The 14,717-nt window shown below is 45.7% G+C and carries 18 protein-coding genes and 1 riboswitch; of the genes, 8 read left to right on the top strand and 10 right to left on the bottom strand.

All coding sequences use genetic code 11. The features are described 5' to 3' along the window. Positions 1-119: 119 nt before the first annotated feature. The 3 genes from ACFQPF_RS18150 (at position 120) to ACFQPF_RS18140 (ending at position 1,330) form a co-directional block, all read left to right on the top strand. Positions 120-338 carry a spore germination protein gene (locus tag ACFQPF_RS18150; protein ID WP_379751627.1) on the top strand — a complete coding sequence of 73 codons (219 nt, stop codon included), beginning with the start codon at positions 120-122 and terminating at the stop codon, positions 336-338. 23 nt (positions 339-361) lie between these two features. Beyond that, positions 362-796 (top strand): Hsp20/alpha crystallin family protein, encoded by a 435-nt coding sequence (locus tag ACFQPF_RS18145; RefSeq protein WP_379751625.1) that lies wholly within the window; start codon positions 362-364, stop codon positions 794-796. A gap of 195 nt (positions 797-991) precedes the next feature. Continuing rightward, positions 992-1,330: a DsrE family protein gene (locus ACFQPF_RS18140; RefSeq protein WP_379751773.1), complete on the top strand. Its 339-nt coding sequence runs from the start codon at positions 992-994 to the stop codon at positions 1,328-1,330. A gap of 49 nt (positions 1,331-1,379) precedes the next feature. On the opposite strand, the gene ACFQPF_RS18135 is transcribed toward ACFQPF_RS18140, so the two are convergent. The 6 genes from ACFQPF_RS18135 to ACFQPF_RS18110 all read right to left on the bottom strand — a co-directional run bounded on the left by ACFQPF_RS18135 (position 1,380) and on the right by ACFQPF_RS18110 (position 7,434). Then, a complete protein-coding gene (locus ACFQPF_RS18135) occupies positions 1,380-2,222 on the bottom strand; it encodes a YsnF/AvaK domain-containing protein (protein ID WP_379751623.1) in 843 nt (280 codons plus the stop codon). A gap of 157 nt (positions 2,223-2,379) precedes the next feature. Beyond that, on the bottom strand, positions 2,380-2,787 hold the full coding sequence (locus ACFQPF_RS18130) for a CBS domain-containing protein (protein WP_379751621.1): 408 nt from the start codon (positions 2,785-2,787) through the stop codon (positions 2,380-2,382). A 78-nt stretch (positions 2,788-2,865) separates the two neighbouring features. After that, the gene (locus ACFQPF_RS18125; RefSeq protein ID WP_379751771.1) at positions 2,866-3,681 is read right to left on the bottom strand and encodes an AAC(3) family N-acetyltransferase; all 816 of its coding nucleotides are present in this window, start codon (positions 3,679-3,681) and stop codon (positions 2,866-2,868) included. 157 nt (positions 3,682-3,838) lie between these two features. Beyond that, on the bottom strand, positions 3,839-5,236 hold the full coding sequence (nhaC, locus tag ACFQPF_RS18120) for a Na+/H+ antiporter NhaC (protein ID WP_379751619.1): 1,398 nt from the start codon (positions 5,234-5,236) through the stop codon (positions 3,839-3,841). Positions 5,237-5,497: 261 nt separating this feature from the next. Next, on the bottom strand, positions 5,498-6,793 hold the full coding sequence (locus ACFQPF_RS18115) for an NCS2 family permease (RefSeq protein ID WP_379751617.1): 1,296 nt from the start codon (positions 6,791-6,793) through the stop codon (positions 5,498-5,500). A 105-nt stretch (positions 6,794-6,898) separates the two neighbouring features. Continuing rightward, positions 6,899-7,000: riboswitch (purine riboswitch) on the bottom strand. A 68-nt stretch (positions 7,001-7,068) separates the two neighbouring features. Then, on the bottom strand, positions 7,069-7,434 hold the full coding sequence (locus ACFQPF_RS18110) for a DnaJ family domain-containing protein (RefSeq protein WP_379751615.1): 366 nt from the start codon (positions 7,432-7,434) through the stop codon (positions 7,069-7,071). A gap of 121 nt (positions 7,435-7,555) precedes the next feature. Between ACFQPF_RS18110 and pdxK the strand changes: the two genes are divergently transcribed. The 4 genes from pdxK (at position 7,556) to ACFQPF_RS18090 (ending at position 10,051) form a co-directional block, all read left to right on the top strand. Then, positions 7,556-8,362, top strand: a complete 807-nt coding sequence (gene pdxK / locus ACFQPF_RS18105; RefSeq protein ID WP_379751612.1) for a pyridoxine/pyridoxal/pyridoxamine kinase — start codon at positions 7,556-7,558, stop codon at positions 8,360-8,362. A gap of 163 nt (positions 8,363-8,525) precedes the next feature. Next, on the top strand, positions 8,526-8,873 hold the full coding sequence (locus ACFQPF_RS18100; protein ID WP_379751610.1) for a YojF family protein: 348 nt from the start codon (positions 8,526-8,528) through the stop codon (positions 8,871-8,873). 9 nt (positions 8,874-8,882) lie between these two features. Further along, positions 8,883-9,530 carry a bacillithiol biosynthesis deacetylase BshB2 gene (gene bshB2, locus ACFQPF_RS18095; protein ID WP_379751608.1) on the top strand — a complete coding sequence of 216 codons (648 nt, stop codon included), beginning with the start codon at positions 8,883-8,885 and terminating at the stop codon, positions 9,528-9,530. A gap of 239 nt (positions 9,531-9,769) precedes the next feature. Then, positions 9,770-10,051, top strand: a complete 282-nt coding sequence (locus ACFQPF_RS18090; protein ID WP_379751606.1) for a spore morphogenesis/germination protein YwcE — start codon at positions 9,770-9,772, stop codon at positions 10,049-10,051. Between the two features lie 18 nt (positions 10,052-10,069). Here the strand turns inward: ACFQPF_RS18090 and ACFQPF_RS18085 are convergent, their stop codons facing one another. Continuing rightward, a complete protein-coding gene (locus ACFQPF_RS18085; protein ID WP_379751604.1) occupies positions 10,070-10,474 on the bottom strand; it encodes a VOC family protein in 405 nt (134 codons plus the stop codon). A 103-nt stretch (positions 10,475-10,577) separates the two neighbouring features. Here ACFQPF_RS18085 and ACFQPF_RS18080 point away from each other — a divergent pair, with 103 nt between their 5' ends. Then, a complete protein-coding gene (locus tag ACFQPF_RS18080; protein WP_379751601.1) occupies positions 10,578-11,396 on the top strand; it encodes a PP2C family serine/threonine-protein phosphatase in 819 nt (272 codons plus the stop codon). Between the two features lie 418 nt (positions 11,397-11,814). Here the strand turns inward: ACFQPF_RS18080 and qoxD are convergent, their stop codons facing one another. Genes qoxD through qoxB form a run of 3 tightly spaced genes read right to left on the bottom strand, consistent with a single transcriptional unit; the run spans position 11,815 to position 14,711 of the window. Then, positions 11,815-12,120: a cytochrome aa3 quinol oxidase subunit IV gene (gene qoxD, locus ACFQPF_RS18075; protein ID WP_379751598.1), complete on the bottom strand. Its 306-nt coding sequence runs from the start codon at positions 12,118-12,120 to the stop codon at positions 11,815-11,817. Beyond that, the gene (gene qoxC, locus ACFQPF_RS18070) at positions 12,113-12,757 is read right to left on the bottom strand and encodes a cytochrome aa3 quinol oxidase subunit III (RefSeq protein ID WP_379751596.1); all 645 of its coding nucleotides are present in this window, start codon (positions 12,755-12,757) and stop codon (positions 12,113-12,115) included. Before qoxC ends, qoxD begins: the two co-directional genes overlap by 8 nt. 13 nt (positions 12,758-12,770) lie before the next feature. Beyond that, positions 12,771-14,711: a cytochrome aa3 quinol oxidase subunit I gene (gene qoxB, locus ACFQPF_RS18065; RefSeq protein ID WP_379751594.1), complete on the bottom strand. Its 1,941-nt coding sequence runs from the start codon at positions 14,709-14,711 to the stop codon at positions 12,771-12,773. Positions 14,712-14,717: the final 6 nt, after the last annotated feature.

Below are 14,717 nucleotides of genomic sequence, written 5' to 3'. Positions count from 1 at the left end.
ATTTTTCATTTCCGTAATCATCCTATGCGACAGCCCAGAAAAGGTTACTCACTCTAAGCAGTCACACTTGGGCGCCATGCAGCATATGATGCAGAAAAGTCTGGAGAGGAGCAGACCGCATGCCTTCACTGATTGTTGCACCCATCAACATCAACTCCGCAAACGGCCAGGTGAACTTTGGCGACAGCTTTATCATTAATCCGAAAAGCACCGGTAAAACGTACAGTGGTGCAGGAGGAGGAAATACAGGAAACTTTGTTCAAACCGTTACAGTCATCAGCGGGACGAACACGATCGATACTGATGCGTTTGACTCTAACAACGCCGGCAACGCTTAAACCATTTTAGGGAGGTTAAAGATATGCTTTCATTTAACGACCGTTCTCTTTCAAGCTGGCTCAAATCATTTGAAGATCTGGTGGATAAAGGCTTCATTCAATATAAGCAGATCATGGAGAATCTATCGTTCATGGTGGAAACCGATGAAACACCAGACACTTACATCATTCAAGCTCACCTTCAAGATTACCGGATGAAGGATATTCAACTTGAAGTGTTCGATCAGGCTGTCCGGATTGTCGCTCAGCGGAATGAAACGACACAGCTAGAAAATGCACTGAACAAGACGCGTCAGACTGCCAGCCAAGTAAAGCGTATCGAACGGGTGATTCCACTTCCATTCCGTGTAAGGCAGGAAGACTTGCGCGCCACATTCGGTGATGGTGTCCTCAAAATAGCCATCCCTAAAAAAGCACTGCCTAACTATATTGATATTGAAATAGAAGACGAACAGTGACCTTCATTCCCTGAATGAAGGTTTTTTTAACACTATAGGAAAGCATAGCTTTTTTGTAAGATGATGACTCGCCGCGGCAAAAAAGTTAACGTACATAGTGTAAGGGCAACTAAGGCTGACTTTAACGCTTGGCGTCAGCCAAATTTTCTTTATGGTAAGATGGTTAGTAAAAAATAAAGTAAACGAGGTGCCATGATGAAAAATAAAGTGATTCTTGTGACGTCAGATGTGTTTGGCAAGGGGGAGACAGAGCTAGGCGAAACGGTGATGGAGACGTTTTTTACAGTTTTGAAGCAGCAGCTGGAACTGCCAGTCGCAGTTTTTTTCATGAACCGCGGTGTATTTTGTCTCACCAATCAGTCTATGACTTCTCTTCATGCGAAGGAGCTTCAAGAAAAAGGGGTTAGCGTTTATGCATGTAAGACATGCGTGGACTATTACGGTGTTGAAAACGAGCTGACGGCAGGCGAGATCTCGAGCATGGGGCATTTTGTGGAGCTTGCCGCCAAGCATGAAGTCATTACCATCAGTTAATTGAAAAGAAGCGGTACCGCAGTAGATGCGGCACCGCTTCTTTTCATTATTAATCTTTATTGTAGCGTTCATTATTGCGTGAAGTAGCTTCTTCCCCATCAACGAGCAAATCTTCCTTCTTCACCGTATCGGACACTTGCTTCGTTTCCTCGACCGTTCTTTTGCCGATGACGACTTCATCTGTTACGACAGGTTTTTTCGTCACTTCAATTTGTTCTTCACGAATGGGAACTCTGATCGTTTCACCATCATTGATTGGTTTTCCATCATAGTCCTGATCTTGGTTAACAGAACGGTGCTCGATGTACACTTCTTCTTTTTTCACCGGCACTTCGACTGTTTCTTGACGGGATTCAACTGTTTTCTCAATGTCTACTTCCCCTGTTTGAACCGTATTTTTCTGGACATCGAGCTGCTCCTCGCGCAGCCTGATTCGTTCTTCCTCTGTATCCTTATTGTATAAATCGTCCGTTCCTGTGTAGCTTTTTTCTTGATTCAGCAATTCTTGGTTAACGTTCGTGTCGCTATAGCTTTCGAGCGTCGTGTTGTCATCCACTATAACGGCAATCTTACCATTTTCCAGATGAGAAGAATGAGCGATAACATCTCCATCAGCAATTCCCATGCTCTTCAGCTGCTCTTCTGTAGTGGTAGAATGCTTTGTTTCTTCTGTAAACGTATTTTTCAGCTTATCAAGAAATGATTCTTCTTCCACTCCTCGTCGCGATGTTTCATACCCTGCTGCATCATTATCAAAGTTCATATATTCCTTCGTTTCGCCATTCGTATAGACAAGAATGTCATCCTGGCTATACCCTTTTTGCGTTAGCTCAGAAACCGCTTCGATTACTTCGTCCTTTGTCTCATAAACACCTACGATGCTTTTTCCCATACGTTTATTACCTCCAGGTTGCCTTTGTTATGGCAGAATATTTTCGACTATGGATGTAATGTACCACTTTAAAATATTCGTAAACGTTTGAATGTGCAGAAAATTATTTAGAGATAATAAAAACCATCCCTCTAGGAGGAACGGTTTCTGATGATGATTAAGATTTGGAGATTTCCGTAAGCGCATCTCCTGCTTTCTTGTTGTCATAGTCTTTTACTGCGAGATCGCCTAATGAAACGATGCCGATCACATTTCCGTTTTCCAGCACAGGAAGACGGCGAACCTGATGCTGAGACATCAGCCGCTGTGCATCTTCAATCGACATATCTGGCTGTCCTGATATGGGATTACTGGACATCACATCGCGCGCCGATCCTTCGATGTTTCCCTCTGCTACACAGCGAGTCACAATATCACGGTCTGAAACAATCCCGATGAGTTCGCCATTTACAGAAACGGGAATAGAACCGACTTCAAGAGACTTCATCAATCCAGCTATCTCTTGAATGGGCGTACTAGGCTCACACGTTTCAATGCTGCTTGTCATAATATCCTTCAACTTCATACGAACGCCTCCCGTAGAAAAATTTTATACGGTAGTGAAGTTCCTTTTCTTCGGGAGTCATAAACCTGTTTGAGCCTATTAAGAATTTTTCTGATAATAGTTCCTTAGCCACGATTCGGTAAAATCAACGAGCTCTCGTTGATTCATCAACACACTATCCGCCGAACCAATCTTACCTTTATGAACGTCATAGGATTGCTCGAAAGCTTGACCTATCTTAGGAAAAAGATCGTCCGCATACACGCCACGCTTGTAGCTTTTCCAAATTCTCTTGCCGTTTTCCATGACCGGGCTGCCCGACCATTCTAGCTCTAAGCCTGGTGCTCTGTGCTCGGCAAGGTGCATGGACGTGTTGCTGTCGTATCCGACACCGAGCAACAGCACCAATCCGTTAACGTCATATATTCTCGAAAGCGGAGATTCTTCTCCCAATCCTAAGTCATAGGCGTGATCGTTTAATATCTCATCACGTTTGTTTCCCCATGCCGCAAAGGACAACGTCGGGTGATTACTGCGCTTTACACCAGGATAGCAGCGGAACATGTCCGCGATCTGCCCCATAAACCATGTAGGTGTAGTATCCGGATTGAACGGAGGCATCTCGTCCTTGATGGTCTGCCACCAGCTTTCCGGTACGGGGGGATTCTGCCAATGTGACGGATCGGATAAATCACCGCTGTGTGCAGGCATGACGATCGTTCCTTCTTCCGTCACGATATCCATTAGAGCCTCTACAACTGCGCCGGCTCCGCCTACTGTCCAGCCAATTGATTTCAGGCTCGAATGCACGATAAGTGTCATTCTTTTTTTTACGCCAAGTTCTTTCAAGTCGCGTATGAGTGAAGACTTTGTTCTGGGAAAATTTGTAGATTGTATGATTTGTTTCATCTTAATACCTCCTGTCAATTTAATTATACAGGTGCCCCATAATAAAAGGATATATTTTGCAGAAGTGATTGCGCGCCAGGATTTTACTTACGAATTATCATTACTAAATAAAAAAGCCCCTACATGATGAGGGACTTTTCATATTACTGTCTATATCATTTATTTAAGCCGCTGCTTGACCTTCCTTGGTTTGTTTCTTTTTTAAACCAAGACTAATTCCGGTGTATCCGAAAAACAGCGCGAATAGCGGAGACAGCCAAAGCATAATGGCGAATGGAACGTAATCCAGCACAGGTACATTCAGCGTGGCGGCGATAAACGCGCCACTCACACTCCAAGGTACGAGCGGATTCACGAGTGTTCCTGCATCCTCCAGTGTACGTGATAGATTTTTCAAAGGTACGCCTGCTTTTTCATAATGCTGCTTGAACGCCTGTCCAGGCAGCATGATGGACAAGTACATCTCTCCTGTCAGTGCATTCACGCCGATAGAAGAGGCGACTGTCGCTGCGATCAAGTTTCCTGCTTTATGAAGCTTATGCTCGATCGCATTTATCAATCTTTCAAAGATTCCCAGCACTTGAAACAACCCGCCGAGCGAGAGCGCGATCATAATCAAGGAGATCGACCACATCATTGGAATCAATCCGCCCTTGTTTACGATGCTGTCAACCGCTGCATTGCCTGTTTGCATCTGAAGACCATTTTGCAGGACGTTCACTGCTTTGGCGAGTGTTAGGTCGGGCACTAACACAAACGCTGTTATGGTAGAAAGCGCGACACCAGCCAGCAGTGTCGGGACGATTGGCTTGCGCATGAAAGCGAGAATCATCACAGCGAGCGGTGAAATAAGCGTCAGCCCGCTGATTGGAAATTGTGTTTTAAGCGTCTGGCGAATGTTTTCCAGCTCTGCTGCATTTCCTGCAACGTCTTCCTTTCCAATAAAAAAGAAAACGACAGCCGTAATGAATAAAGCTGGTATAGTCGTCCACATCATATGGCGGATGTGGGTGAACATGTTCACGCCTGTAATTCCTGGCGCTAGATTTGTGGAATCAGAAAGCGGCGACATCTTATCACCGAAGCACGCACCGCAGACAATGGCTCCGGCTGCAATACCAGGATTCACTCCCATTACATGGCCAATGCCCATGAGTGCGACTCCGACGGTACCGATTGTTGTAAATGAGCTTCCTGTAAAAGTTGAAACGAGTATCGTAATAAACAAAGCACTGAGTGCAAACCATTCAGGCTGAATATAATCCATTCCATAATACAGCAGAGTCGGAACCGTTCCACTCATCATCCAGCTGGAGATCACGAAACCGATCACTAATAAAATGAGCATAGGAGATAATCCGCTCGTAATGCCTTGTATTAGTCCTTTTTCAATTGTTTTCCAACCTGCCCCGCTCATCATGCCAAACGCTCCAAGAACAATGACACAAATCATTAGCGGAACATGCGGCTCCACCTTTAATAGCACCAAACTTGAAAACATGATGCCGAATAACAAAAATAATACCGCGATTAACCCTGGTGCAGAAATCCTGCTGTTCATATCTATCTCTCCTTCATCTTGCTGTTAAATGGAATGGGTACATTCACCAACACACTTAAACGCTTTTACGCGTTGAAGCGTGTTGGTACAGTACCCTATAATAAAGGAGAAGTCGTTTTATGTCAACACATGATTCGGGGTCCGGTACCATTTTCCATTTCTAGCTCTGTATCGGCGAATTTTAAAAATGGTACCGGACCCCAAGATACCAGACACAAAGAAAGCCTGCACAAAGCGAAGGCTTTGTGCAGGCTTTCTTTGTTATGAAATGTAAACGAAGTACAAGATAAATATTGCGCCGAGTACATACATGATTGGATGAACGTCTTTATGCTTTTTCAATGCAGCCATGGTGACTGGGTAAAGGATAAATCCTAATGCAATTCCTGTCGCAACACTGAACGTGAGCGGCATCATAATGATGGTGACGAACGCCGGTATTACAATCTCGATTCTCGACCAGTTCACGTGCCGAATCTCACTTGCCATCAGGGCACCTACTATAATGATGGCAGGAGCCGTCACCTCTGCCGTGACGACCGACAACAATGGCGAAAAGAACAAGGAAAGTGTGAACAAGGCGGAAATAACGACAGATGAAAAGCCTGTTCGACCGCCTGCGGCAATGCCTGCTGAGGACTCAATAAACGATGCTGTTGTCGTTGTTCCAAGAACAGAACCGATCACAGAAGCAGAGGAATCAGCCAGCAGCGCTCTTCCTGCGTTCGGTATCTCATTGTTTTTCATTAAGCCGGCTTGGCTCGCTACGGCAATCAGCGTACCAGCGGTATCAAAAAAACCGACAAACAAGAATGTAAAGATGACGGCAAGCAGATCGGGAGTGAGCACTTTGTCCATGTTTTCAAATGCTGCGCCAAATGTTGGTTCAAGGCTCGGGACAGAACCGATCACACTCGCCGGCTTATCGATAAGTCCTGTGAGCATACCCGTAGCGGTTCCGATAACCATGCCGTAAAAAATGGCTCCTCTTACTCCTTTTACGAGCATCACAGCTGTTATGATAAACGTGAATAATGCAAGCACAACAGGCGGATCGGTTAAGCTACCCAATGATACGAACGTAGCTTCATTGCCAGCGATGATGCCAGCATTTTTAAGCCCGATAAAGGCTACAAAAAATCCTATCCCGCTTGCAATCGCATATTTTAGATCAGACGGAATGGTGTTTATGATTTTTTCTCGAATCTTTAAGAGACTGAGAATGACGAACAAGACAGCCGAGACGAGGACGCCTGTAAGCGCGGTCTGCCACGGTATGCCCATCCCGATCACTACCGAGTAGGTGAAGAACGAGTTGAGACCCATGCTTGATGCAATGCCGATTGGATAATTGGCCAGCAGCCCCATCAGCAACGTACCGAGTATGGCCGTGACGGTTGTGGCGGTGAACACGGCGCCCTTATCCATGCCAGCCTCACTCAGCACGATGGGGTTGACGACTAGAATATACGCCATCGAGAGAAACGTTGTAATTCCTGCAAGTGTTTCCTTGCGATACGTTGCGCCTCTCTCAGCGAATTGAAAGTATTTCTTCATATAGTATTCCTCCTGTTTAAACAGGACCTTAAAAACAAGAAAAAGCCTTAGCCTGGCAAGTTGGCCAGAACTAACGCTTATCATACAAAAAAAGAACAGCAGCAGAGTCTGCCTATCTAATCTTGTAGTCAAGCTTTTTACGGCAGCTTGGTAGAAACTTCCGAGCCATATTCCCGGATTTATACAAGGTCCATTTTATATCAAAAAAACAATATGAAGAGAATTCTATCAGTGCTAACACCGTTCGTCAACTAAGAATTGAGTCTTTTGTCCTATCAAAACTTTCTGTTAATTTGTGTCCCATAGCGAGACCAGAGTGACTGGCTGATTTTTCTCCGTTCCATCAGCTCTTGGAAACGCAATGTTTTTTCATTTAACTGTTTTTTCAGACGTTCCTGCTCGTCCATCGCCGTGCAGCATTGAAGCAGATCTTCAATCTTCAGCACTTCCTTTTTCAGCTGCACTTCTGCCGGCACCATGCCTGCATTCTTCAGAACCTTATAAGACGCCCTTAGCTCTGCTGGCACAGAAGAATCATCTTCGAGCTTTAAAGGTTTCCCTTTACCAGGAAGATCGTCAAACACGCCTTTACGTTCTGCCTCTTTTATCTTCTGTTCTGCCATATGAAAAAATAAATCCATGGCGCTCATCCTCTCCGTACTCTCTATTACCCTTTCACTTCTACTCATACTCATTTTTCTCCTGTTTTTGTTATAATCGGTATAACAGACATTATTTCAAGTAGAAAAGGAGCTTTTTATTATGTCAAAATATAAAGCATTAACGATTGCAGGATCCGACACGAGCGGAGGCGCAGGCATTCAAGCCGATTTAAAAACGTTTCAGGAGCTAGGTGTCTACGGCATGACAGCCCTCAATGTTGTCGTGGCTCAAGACCCTCACCGCGAATGGTTTCATGAGGTGTTCCTTCTTCCTATCGATTTGTTTAAAGCTCAGCTCGAAACAACGATAACAGGAATTGGGGCAGATGCATTGAAAACAGGAATGCTGGCTTCGGTTGAAGTGATCAAAGCAACAGCAGAAGCGATTGACAAGCACGATTTAAAGAATGTCGTGATTGACCCTGTCATGGTGTGCAAAGGCGCAGAGCCGCTTCACCCAGAACTGGCTGACACCTTGCAGAACGTTCTCGTTCCAAAAGCGACAGTGGTCACACCAAATCTATTTGAGGCTGCACAGCTTGCGGGCATGGAGCCTATTACAACCATCGATCAAATGAAAGAAGCGGCTCAAAAAATTCAGCAGAACGGTGCACAGTTCGTTGTCATTACCGCTGGAGGAAAGTTTGAGCACGAAAAAGCCATTGATCTGCTTTATGATGGGGAAAACTTTGAGATCCTAGAAGGGGATCGCATTGACACAAGCTATACGCACGGCGCAGGCTGCACGTTCTCTGCTGCTATTGCTGCAGAGCTTGCGAAAGGCGCACACCCGAAAGACGCCATCTATACTGCGAAAGAATTTGTGACGGCTGCGATTAAAGAATCCTTTCCGCTTAATGAATATGTCGGTCCGACATGGCACGGTGCGTACCGCAGCGGTAAATAATATTCATGAAATCTGCCTGAAGAAGCATTCTCATTTTGAGCTTCTTCAGGTTTTTTTTCACCCAAGTGAATGCCACCCAATATGATATGGAAAGCAGATTGATAGGGATTTGAAGGCTTTTCCCTTATAATAATAGTAATGAGATAAAGAGGGAGTGGACTGCATGCAGCCGATTACGCTGGAGCTAGTGCAGCCGGTTATCGAACAGTTTTTCGGCGAGGATGTTTACCTTCACCTTGAAACGACGAACGGCGCATATGCCAACCATAATAATGAAAAAGTATTGACCGTCAACGCCTATATACGCAACGGCAGGGTGAACTTTGATTCTGGCAAGATAACAGGCACAGGCCCATACCGGGTTGGCCTTAAAATAGAGCTTGGATGGATATACGCAGAAGGGCTCACACATTGGGAGCTGGACAGCAGCGGGCGTTTGCTGCTTGCCGGACATGATGCGGAAGGCAAGCTGGCTGTGGCGCTTCAGATCAGCCGCCATCCGTTTGAATAAGGAGGCACAATGATGAAGGAACATGTATTAGTAATCTTTCCGCATCCAGACGATGAGGCCTTTGGAGTAGCCGGTACGATCGCTCAGCTGACTGCCAGAGGAGTCAGTGTCACCTATGTTTGCCTGACACTCGGCGAAATGGGCCGGAACATGGGCATACCACCTTTTACGACTCGCGAATCACTGCCTGAAATTCGTCGTACCGAGCTGGAAGCGGCATGTAAAGCGATCGGAATCACAGACCTAAGAAAGTTCGGATACCGTGATAAAACCGTTGAATTTGAGGACCGCAATCTCATTGCCGCACGTCTTTTAGAAGTGATCGCCGAGGTGGAACCCACCCGTGTCATCACCTTTTACCCAGGTTACAGTGTACATCCTGATCACGAGGCGACGGCAGAGGCGGTTGTGCATGCTATGCGCCTTCTGCCGGAGAATGATAGGCCGGAACTTCACTGTGTCGCGTTCGCACGGGATACAGAAGAAGGGATTGGCAAGCCTCATATTGTGAATGATGTGGCAGATGTTTTCGAACGCAAGATGGATTGCATTAAAGCACATAAATCTCAGACAGACTGGCTGATTAAAGCCATTGAACAAGATCCCGCCATGTACGAATGGGCGAAGAAAGAGCGGTTTTGGATTTATCCCCTTTAACGAGCAGCGCGCACGTCATGTGTGCGTTGTTTTTATTTTTGACGAGATGTTACTCCCCCTTTCACGAATTCAAGGAAAGGGGGTTTTTCCTATTACTTGAAAGATTTGTCCTTTTTTCACAAAACCATGTGTCAATATAAAATTCTTGTGGTATACTAGTTGTAACAGAATGTTCACAAATAAGACGATAAATCGTCAAATTTGTAAGCGGTACCATTACAGAGAGGGGTTGACTCACCATGGACGTATTTGTACTTTACTTATTCATTGCGACGGCTACACCATTGTTTCTTTGGACGGAAAGCAAGAAAATGGCGATCATGCAGATGCCATTTATTGCGGTAATTTGGCTTTACGCTATCCTTCATATGACAAATGCTGACTTAAGCCCGATGATGCACACGATGTTTATCAGCATCTTCGTCGCAAACGTTATTTTTGCTCACATTGCGGCAGTCTTGATTTTTGCAGGGCCGTACTTTAAAAAGAAAAAGCTCGAAAAGGATTCGATTATTGATTAATATCCCACTCCCTGATTTTCAGGGAGTTTTTATTTGCTCTGGAGGAGCCGTTATTTCTACCTTGATCCGGTCAGGATCTTCAAAAAATAGCGCGTAGTACCCTTCACCGCCCGCGTAAGGGTGACGGTCACGGTATAAGATTCCTGTTCCCTTCTCTTCTAGCATCATCGTCAAATGCTCCACGTGCTCTTTCGATTCTGCATGAAAAGCTAGATGATTAAGCCCCACCCTGCACCGGTGATAAGGTACATCCATAAACCTGTCCTCTGTCTGAACAAACACGATATAAAAGTGGTCCCGCTTGTAGCTGAAGCCCATCTCCCATTCCTGATACAGCTCGTACTTCAGCTCCTGCAGCAGCCAGCTCCAGAACGCTCTTGTCTTCTTCAAATCCGATACATATAGTTCAATATGATGAAGCAATAAAATCAACTCCCTTCTAATTCAAATTATGACATAACTTCATCTTTCACAAATCGATTACTTAAGATATACTTGTAAAAAATTGAAAAGATGGGGTGAAAGAATGGAGTTGCTGCGAACTTCTTTCAGCTGGGTCGGCAGTGAAGAGACTTTGCTTGATTCTCCGGCAGTGACGAAAGCTGGCTGTGTCACGATAGGTCGATATGGCGGCCATACAGCTGCGGGAGCTAAAAAGAACGAAGACGGCTGCTTAGTGTGGTGCAATAAAGAGTATGAATGGGAATTCACTATGATCTTAGATGCGCACAATACAGCGCAAAGTGCAGAAATCGTCTTGGATGCCCTGGAAAAGGAACGGGAATCACTTCATGTGCTGTTAAATCAGCCGGCGCAGTCCTGCCTACCCATGCTTGAAGAAAGAATCGTATCGATCTTTCAATCTCCTGCATTTAAAGAGAAATGCTCTCAAATTAAAGGCGAGACGGCCTGTTTGATCGCTGTTCGTAAAAGTAATTATTTATGGTGGTTTTCAGTCGGAGATAACCTTATTTTTTTGTTTGCTGATGAGCTGAAATCGCTCGGTCAGCAGCAATTGAACACACGTAATTTTTATGAATGGATCGGCCAAGTGAACACGTTTGATCAGGAAGTTCCGTGCTATTCGACAGGACGTCGTGAATTGAGGCAAGGAAACAATTTGATCTTACTGACAACAGATGGACTCGTGGAATGCCCGAATGAACCCTTTACAGATCACAATATTATCTATAAACGTTTTCAGGATAGGAAAAACGATGAAGCTGTACAGTCGCTGCTCGAGGATGTGCAGTACAATAAAGGAACAGACAGTGTGACGATGCTCGCCTGGAACGTCAACAATACGAAGAAAGCGGCTATGCCGAGCAACATGCCATCACTTTAATATTTTGAAAGACGATTGCCTTTTACCTAAAAAATGCGCGCCGTTTGACAGCCTTTTAAGACGATTCCGCGCTATTCCTGACAAGATACGAGCGTATTTTTTATTCATTCGTGCCGGATGAAGGCAACGTCAGTTTTGAACTATTAACGTTGGCCTATCCAACTCCTTCCGCGCCAATTTTTTGATATGCGCGCTATAATAAAAAATTGCGAGCGGTTCCATAGATTTGCGCGCCGATCGACTTCTCATTCGCGCCGTTAAGCTATTGCGCGCCGCTTGGCTTCACTTGCGAGCGGGTTCTTAAACAACACCTGTACTCTCGCGCCACTTTTAACAAAATGCACGCCAACCACTAATCACACAAATAATAAAAAGCCGCTGCAAAAGTGAACGTTCACTTTTGCAGCGGCTTTTCTCATTAGTGATAACCGTGAATGCCGAAGTACATGACCCAGACGGATCCAGCAACGACGGTTATAGCGATAAAGAATGCATAAGCTATATTAAGCGTCTGCCATACACCGTTCTCGCTTTCCGTCATATGCATGAACATGAAAAGCTGGAGCATGGCTTGAAGGATGGCAAGAACCACAATGATAACGAGGACCACGGTACGTGAAAGATCTGACTCAAGGGCTGCCCAAGCAGCTGCCAGTGTCATCACAATCGAGAGTACTAAACCAATCACGTGGCTCATTGGAAAACGTTTATTCGGATTAGCCATGGTGCATGCCTCCTCCCATTGATGGCTCCATCATGCCGTAAAGGTATACAGCTGTGAAAACGAAGATCCACACAACATCGAGGAAGTGCCAGTACAAGCTGACGATAAATACTTTTTTCGATGTTGCTGGATTCAATCCTCGCATTTTCAGCTGAATCAGAATGAGGATAACCCATCCGATACCAAGTGTAACGTGGGCACCGTGTGTGCCGACAAGTACGAAGAAAGCAGACCAGAATGCAGAGGTCTGCATCGTCGCGCCTTCATGCACATAGTGAACGAACTCATATATCTCAAGGCCGAGGAATCCAAGGCCAAGCGCCAAGGTAATGATCATCCATGTGTAAAGGCCCTTAAGGTTATGTCGGCGCATCTCATGAATCGCGATGCCGCATGTAAAGCTTGATGTTAAGAGCAAGAACGTTTGAAGCATCACGCCTTTAATTTCAAACAGTTCACCCGGTGTCGGGCCTCCTGCTGTACGGCTGAACAGGACTAGATAGGTGGCGAAAAGCGTCGCGAAAAGCGCGATTTCCGCCCCTAAGAAAATCCAGAAGCCTAAGATGTTTAAGCGTCCTGTTTCCGTCTGGTATTCCATCGGCGTGTTTGGATCGATTGTAGTATTATGAGCACCCATTTTCCACGCCTCCTTATTCCGTAATCTTTTCTGTTTCTTTTATTTCTTCAACAGATACATAAAATCCATCGTCATAGTCGAACGATCGGGCAATCAAGAATGCCACGATCCCGATACCGCCGATGATCGCCATCGGCCACCAGGCGAATACCATACCGAATCCTGCGATGAAGAAGAAAATACCCATCAAGAACGGTTTGCCGGAGTTGCTTGGCATGTGAATCTTCTTCAGATCAGCAAGGCGGGGCTTGAACGATTTCTTTTCTTCTTTCATCGTCCAAACTGTATCCCATCCTTTAACTTCAGGTACAACAGAGAAGTTATAGAAAGGAACCGGAGTCTGTGTCGCCCACTCAAGTGTGCGTCCAGATCCCCATACGTCATTCGCTGTTTCTCTTTTCGCATAACGGAAGCTGTAGTAGATGCTGTATACAAGAACGATGAACCCGAAGCCCATTAGCGCTCCGCCGATCGTTGCAAGCACGTTCAGATCAAACCAGCCGTCCGCCCAGCTGTATGTGTGAATACGGCGAGGCATTCCGTCGAGACCTAGGAAGTACATTGGGAAGAAGCACAGGTTGAATCCGACTACGAACAGCCAGAAAGCCCATCTTCCTAGACGTTCGTTCAGCTTGTGAGCAAACATTTTCGGATACCAGTAATATAGTCCAGCGAAACATGCGAACACAGTCGCTGAAATGAGTACATAGTGGAAATGCGCCACTAGGAAGTACGTGTTGTGATATTGATAGTCGGCTGCAGCCATGGCGAGCATGACCCCTGTTACACCGCCGATAACAAAGTTCGGGATGAAGGCTAATGACCACATCATCGCAACCGTCATCTGCAGGCGGCCTTTGTACATCGTTAATAGCCAGTTAAAAATCTTAACACCTGTTGGAACCGCAATCGCCATCGTTGTAATCGAGAAGAACGAGTTAACGCCTGCTCCGGCACCCATCGTAAAGAAATGGTGAACCCATACAACGAAGCTGAGTGCTGAAATCGCACCCATAGAGTGAACCATCGCTTTATAGCCGAAGATTTGCTTACGGCTGAACGTTGCGATAATTTCAGAGAAAATACCGAATGCAGGAAGTGCCACGATATACACTTCAGGATGTCCCCAAATCCAGAAAAGGTTCGCCCAAAGCATCGGCATACCGCCGTCAGCCAGTGTAAAGAAGTGGCTTCCGAACAAGCGGTCGAATGTCATCAGCGCAAGCGCGACTGTAAGGATCGGGAATGCGAAGATGATGATGATTGTTGTGATAAGCGTGGACCAAGTAAACATTGGCATGCGGAAAAGCGTCATGCCTGGCGCACGCATTTTTAAAATCGTAACCAGGAAGTTGATACCTGTTAAGAGTGTACCGATACCAGAGATCTGAAGACCGAGCAGGTAATAGTTCTGACCTGGCCCCGGGCTCAGTTCATTTCCGGCAAGCGGCATGTAGCTTGTCCAGCCGGCTGATGGTGATCCGCCGATTACGAACGAGATGTTGAACAGCATCGCCCCGATAAAGAACGTCCAGAATGAAACAGCGTTCAAGTATGGGTACGCAACATCACGCGCTCCGATTTGGAGCGGTACGACGACGTTCATTAAACCGATAACGAACGGCATCGCCATGAAAAGAATCATGATCGTACCGTGTGTTGTGAAAATTTCGTTATAGTGCTGTGCGTCCAAAAACTTTCCGTCAGGGACGGTGAGCTGCGCACGCATAAGGAGTGCGTCGACACCGCCTCGGAAAAGCATGAGGACAGCCGCAATAATATACATGATGCCTAGTTTTTTATGGTCAACAGTCGTGAGCCACTCTCTCCAGAGCCAGCCCCACTTTTTGAAATATGTTAGTGCAAAAATGATACCGATCGTTGTAAGTGCGATCGATGCGTCCGCGCCGTAAATGAGCGGGTCGCCGGTGACGAAAAATTCATCCCATTTCATATGTGC

The organism is Fictibacillus iocasae, assembly GCF_042665465.1.
GTDB lineage: Bacteria > Bacillota > Bacilli > Bacillales > Fictibacillaceae > Fictibacillus > Fictibacillus iocasae.
This window is presented reverse-complemented; position numbering and strand designations above follow the sequence as displayed.

Bases quoted from the DNA above. Each gene is read 5' to 3' on its own strand.
- ACFQPF_RS18150 (WP_379751627.1), top strand. From the start codon at position 120: ATGCCTTCACTGATTGTTGCACCCATCAACATCAACTCCGCAAACGGC.
- ACFQPF_RS18145 (WP_379751625.1), top strand. From the start codon at position 362: ATGCTTTCATTTAACGACCGTTCTCTTTCAAGCTGGCTCAAATCATTT.
- ACFQPF_RS18140 (WP_379751773.1), top strand. From the start codon at position 992: ATGAAAAATAAAGTGATTCTTGTGACGTCAGATGTGTTTGGCAAGGGG.
- ACFQPF_RS18135 (WP_379751623.1), bottom strand. From the start codon at position 2,222: ATGGGAAAAAGCATCGTAGGTGTTTATGAGACAAAGGACGAAGTAATC.
- ACFQPF_RS18130 (WP_379751621.1), bottom strand. From the start codon at position 2,787: ATGAAGTTGAAGGATATTATGACAAGCAGCATTGAAACGTGTGAGCCT.
- nhaC (WP_379751619.1), bottom strand. From the start codon at position 5,236: ATGAACAGCAGGATTTCTGCACCAGGGTTAATCGCGGTATTATTTTTG.
- ACFQPF_RS18115 (WP_379751617.1), bottom strand. From the start codon at position 6,793: ATGAAGAAATACTTTCAATTCGCTGAGAGAGGCGCAACGTATCGCAAG.
- ACFQPF_RS18110 (WP_379751615.1), bottom strand. From the start codon at position 7,434: ATGGATTTATTTTTTCATATGGCAGAACAGAAGATAAAAGAGGCAGAA.
- pdxK (WP_379751612.1), top strand. From the start codon at position 7,556: ATGTCAAAATATAAAGCATTAACGATTGCAGGATCCGACACGAGCGGA.
- ACFQPF_RS18100 (WP_379751610.1), top strand. From the start codon at position 8,526: ATGCAGCCGATTACGCTGGAGCTAGTGCAGCCGGTTATCGAACAGTTT.
- bshB2 (WP_379751608.1), top strand. From the start codon at position 8,883: ATGATGAAGGAACATGTATTAGTAATCTTTCCGCATCCAGACGATGAG.
- ACFQPF_RS18090 (WP_379751606.1), top strand. From the start codon at position 9,770: ATGGACGTATTTGTACTTTACTTATTCATTGCGACGGCTACACCATTG.
- ACFQPF_RS18080 (WP_379751601.1), top strand. From the start codon at position 10,578: ATGGAGTTGCTGCGAACTTCTTTCAGCTGGGTCGGCAGTGAAGAGACT.
- qoxD (WP_379751598.1), bottom strand. From the start codon at position 12,120: ATGGCTAATCCGAATAAACGTTTTCCAATGAGCCACGTGATTGGTTTA.
- qoxC (WP_379751596.1), bottom strand. From the start codon at position 12,757: ATGGGTGCTCATAATACTACAATCGATCCAAACACGCCGATGGAATAC.
- qoxB (WP_379751594.1), bottom strand. From the start codon at position 14,711: ATGAAATGGGATGAATTTTTCGTCACCGGCGACCCGCTCATTTACGGC.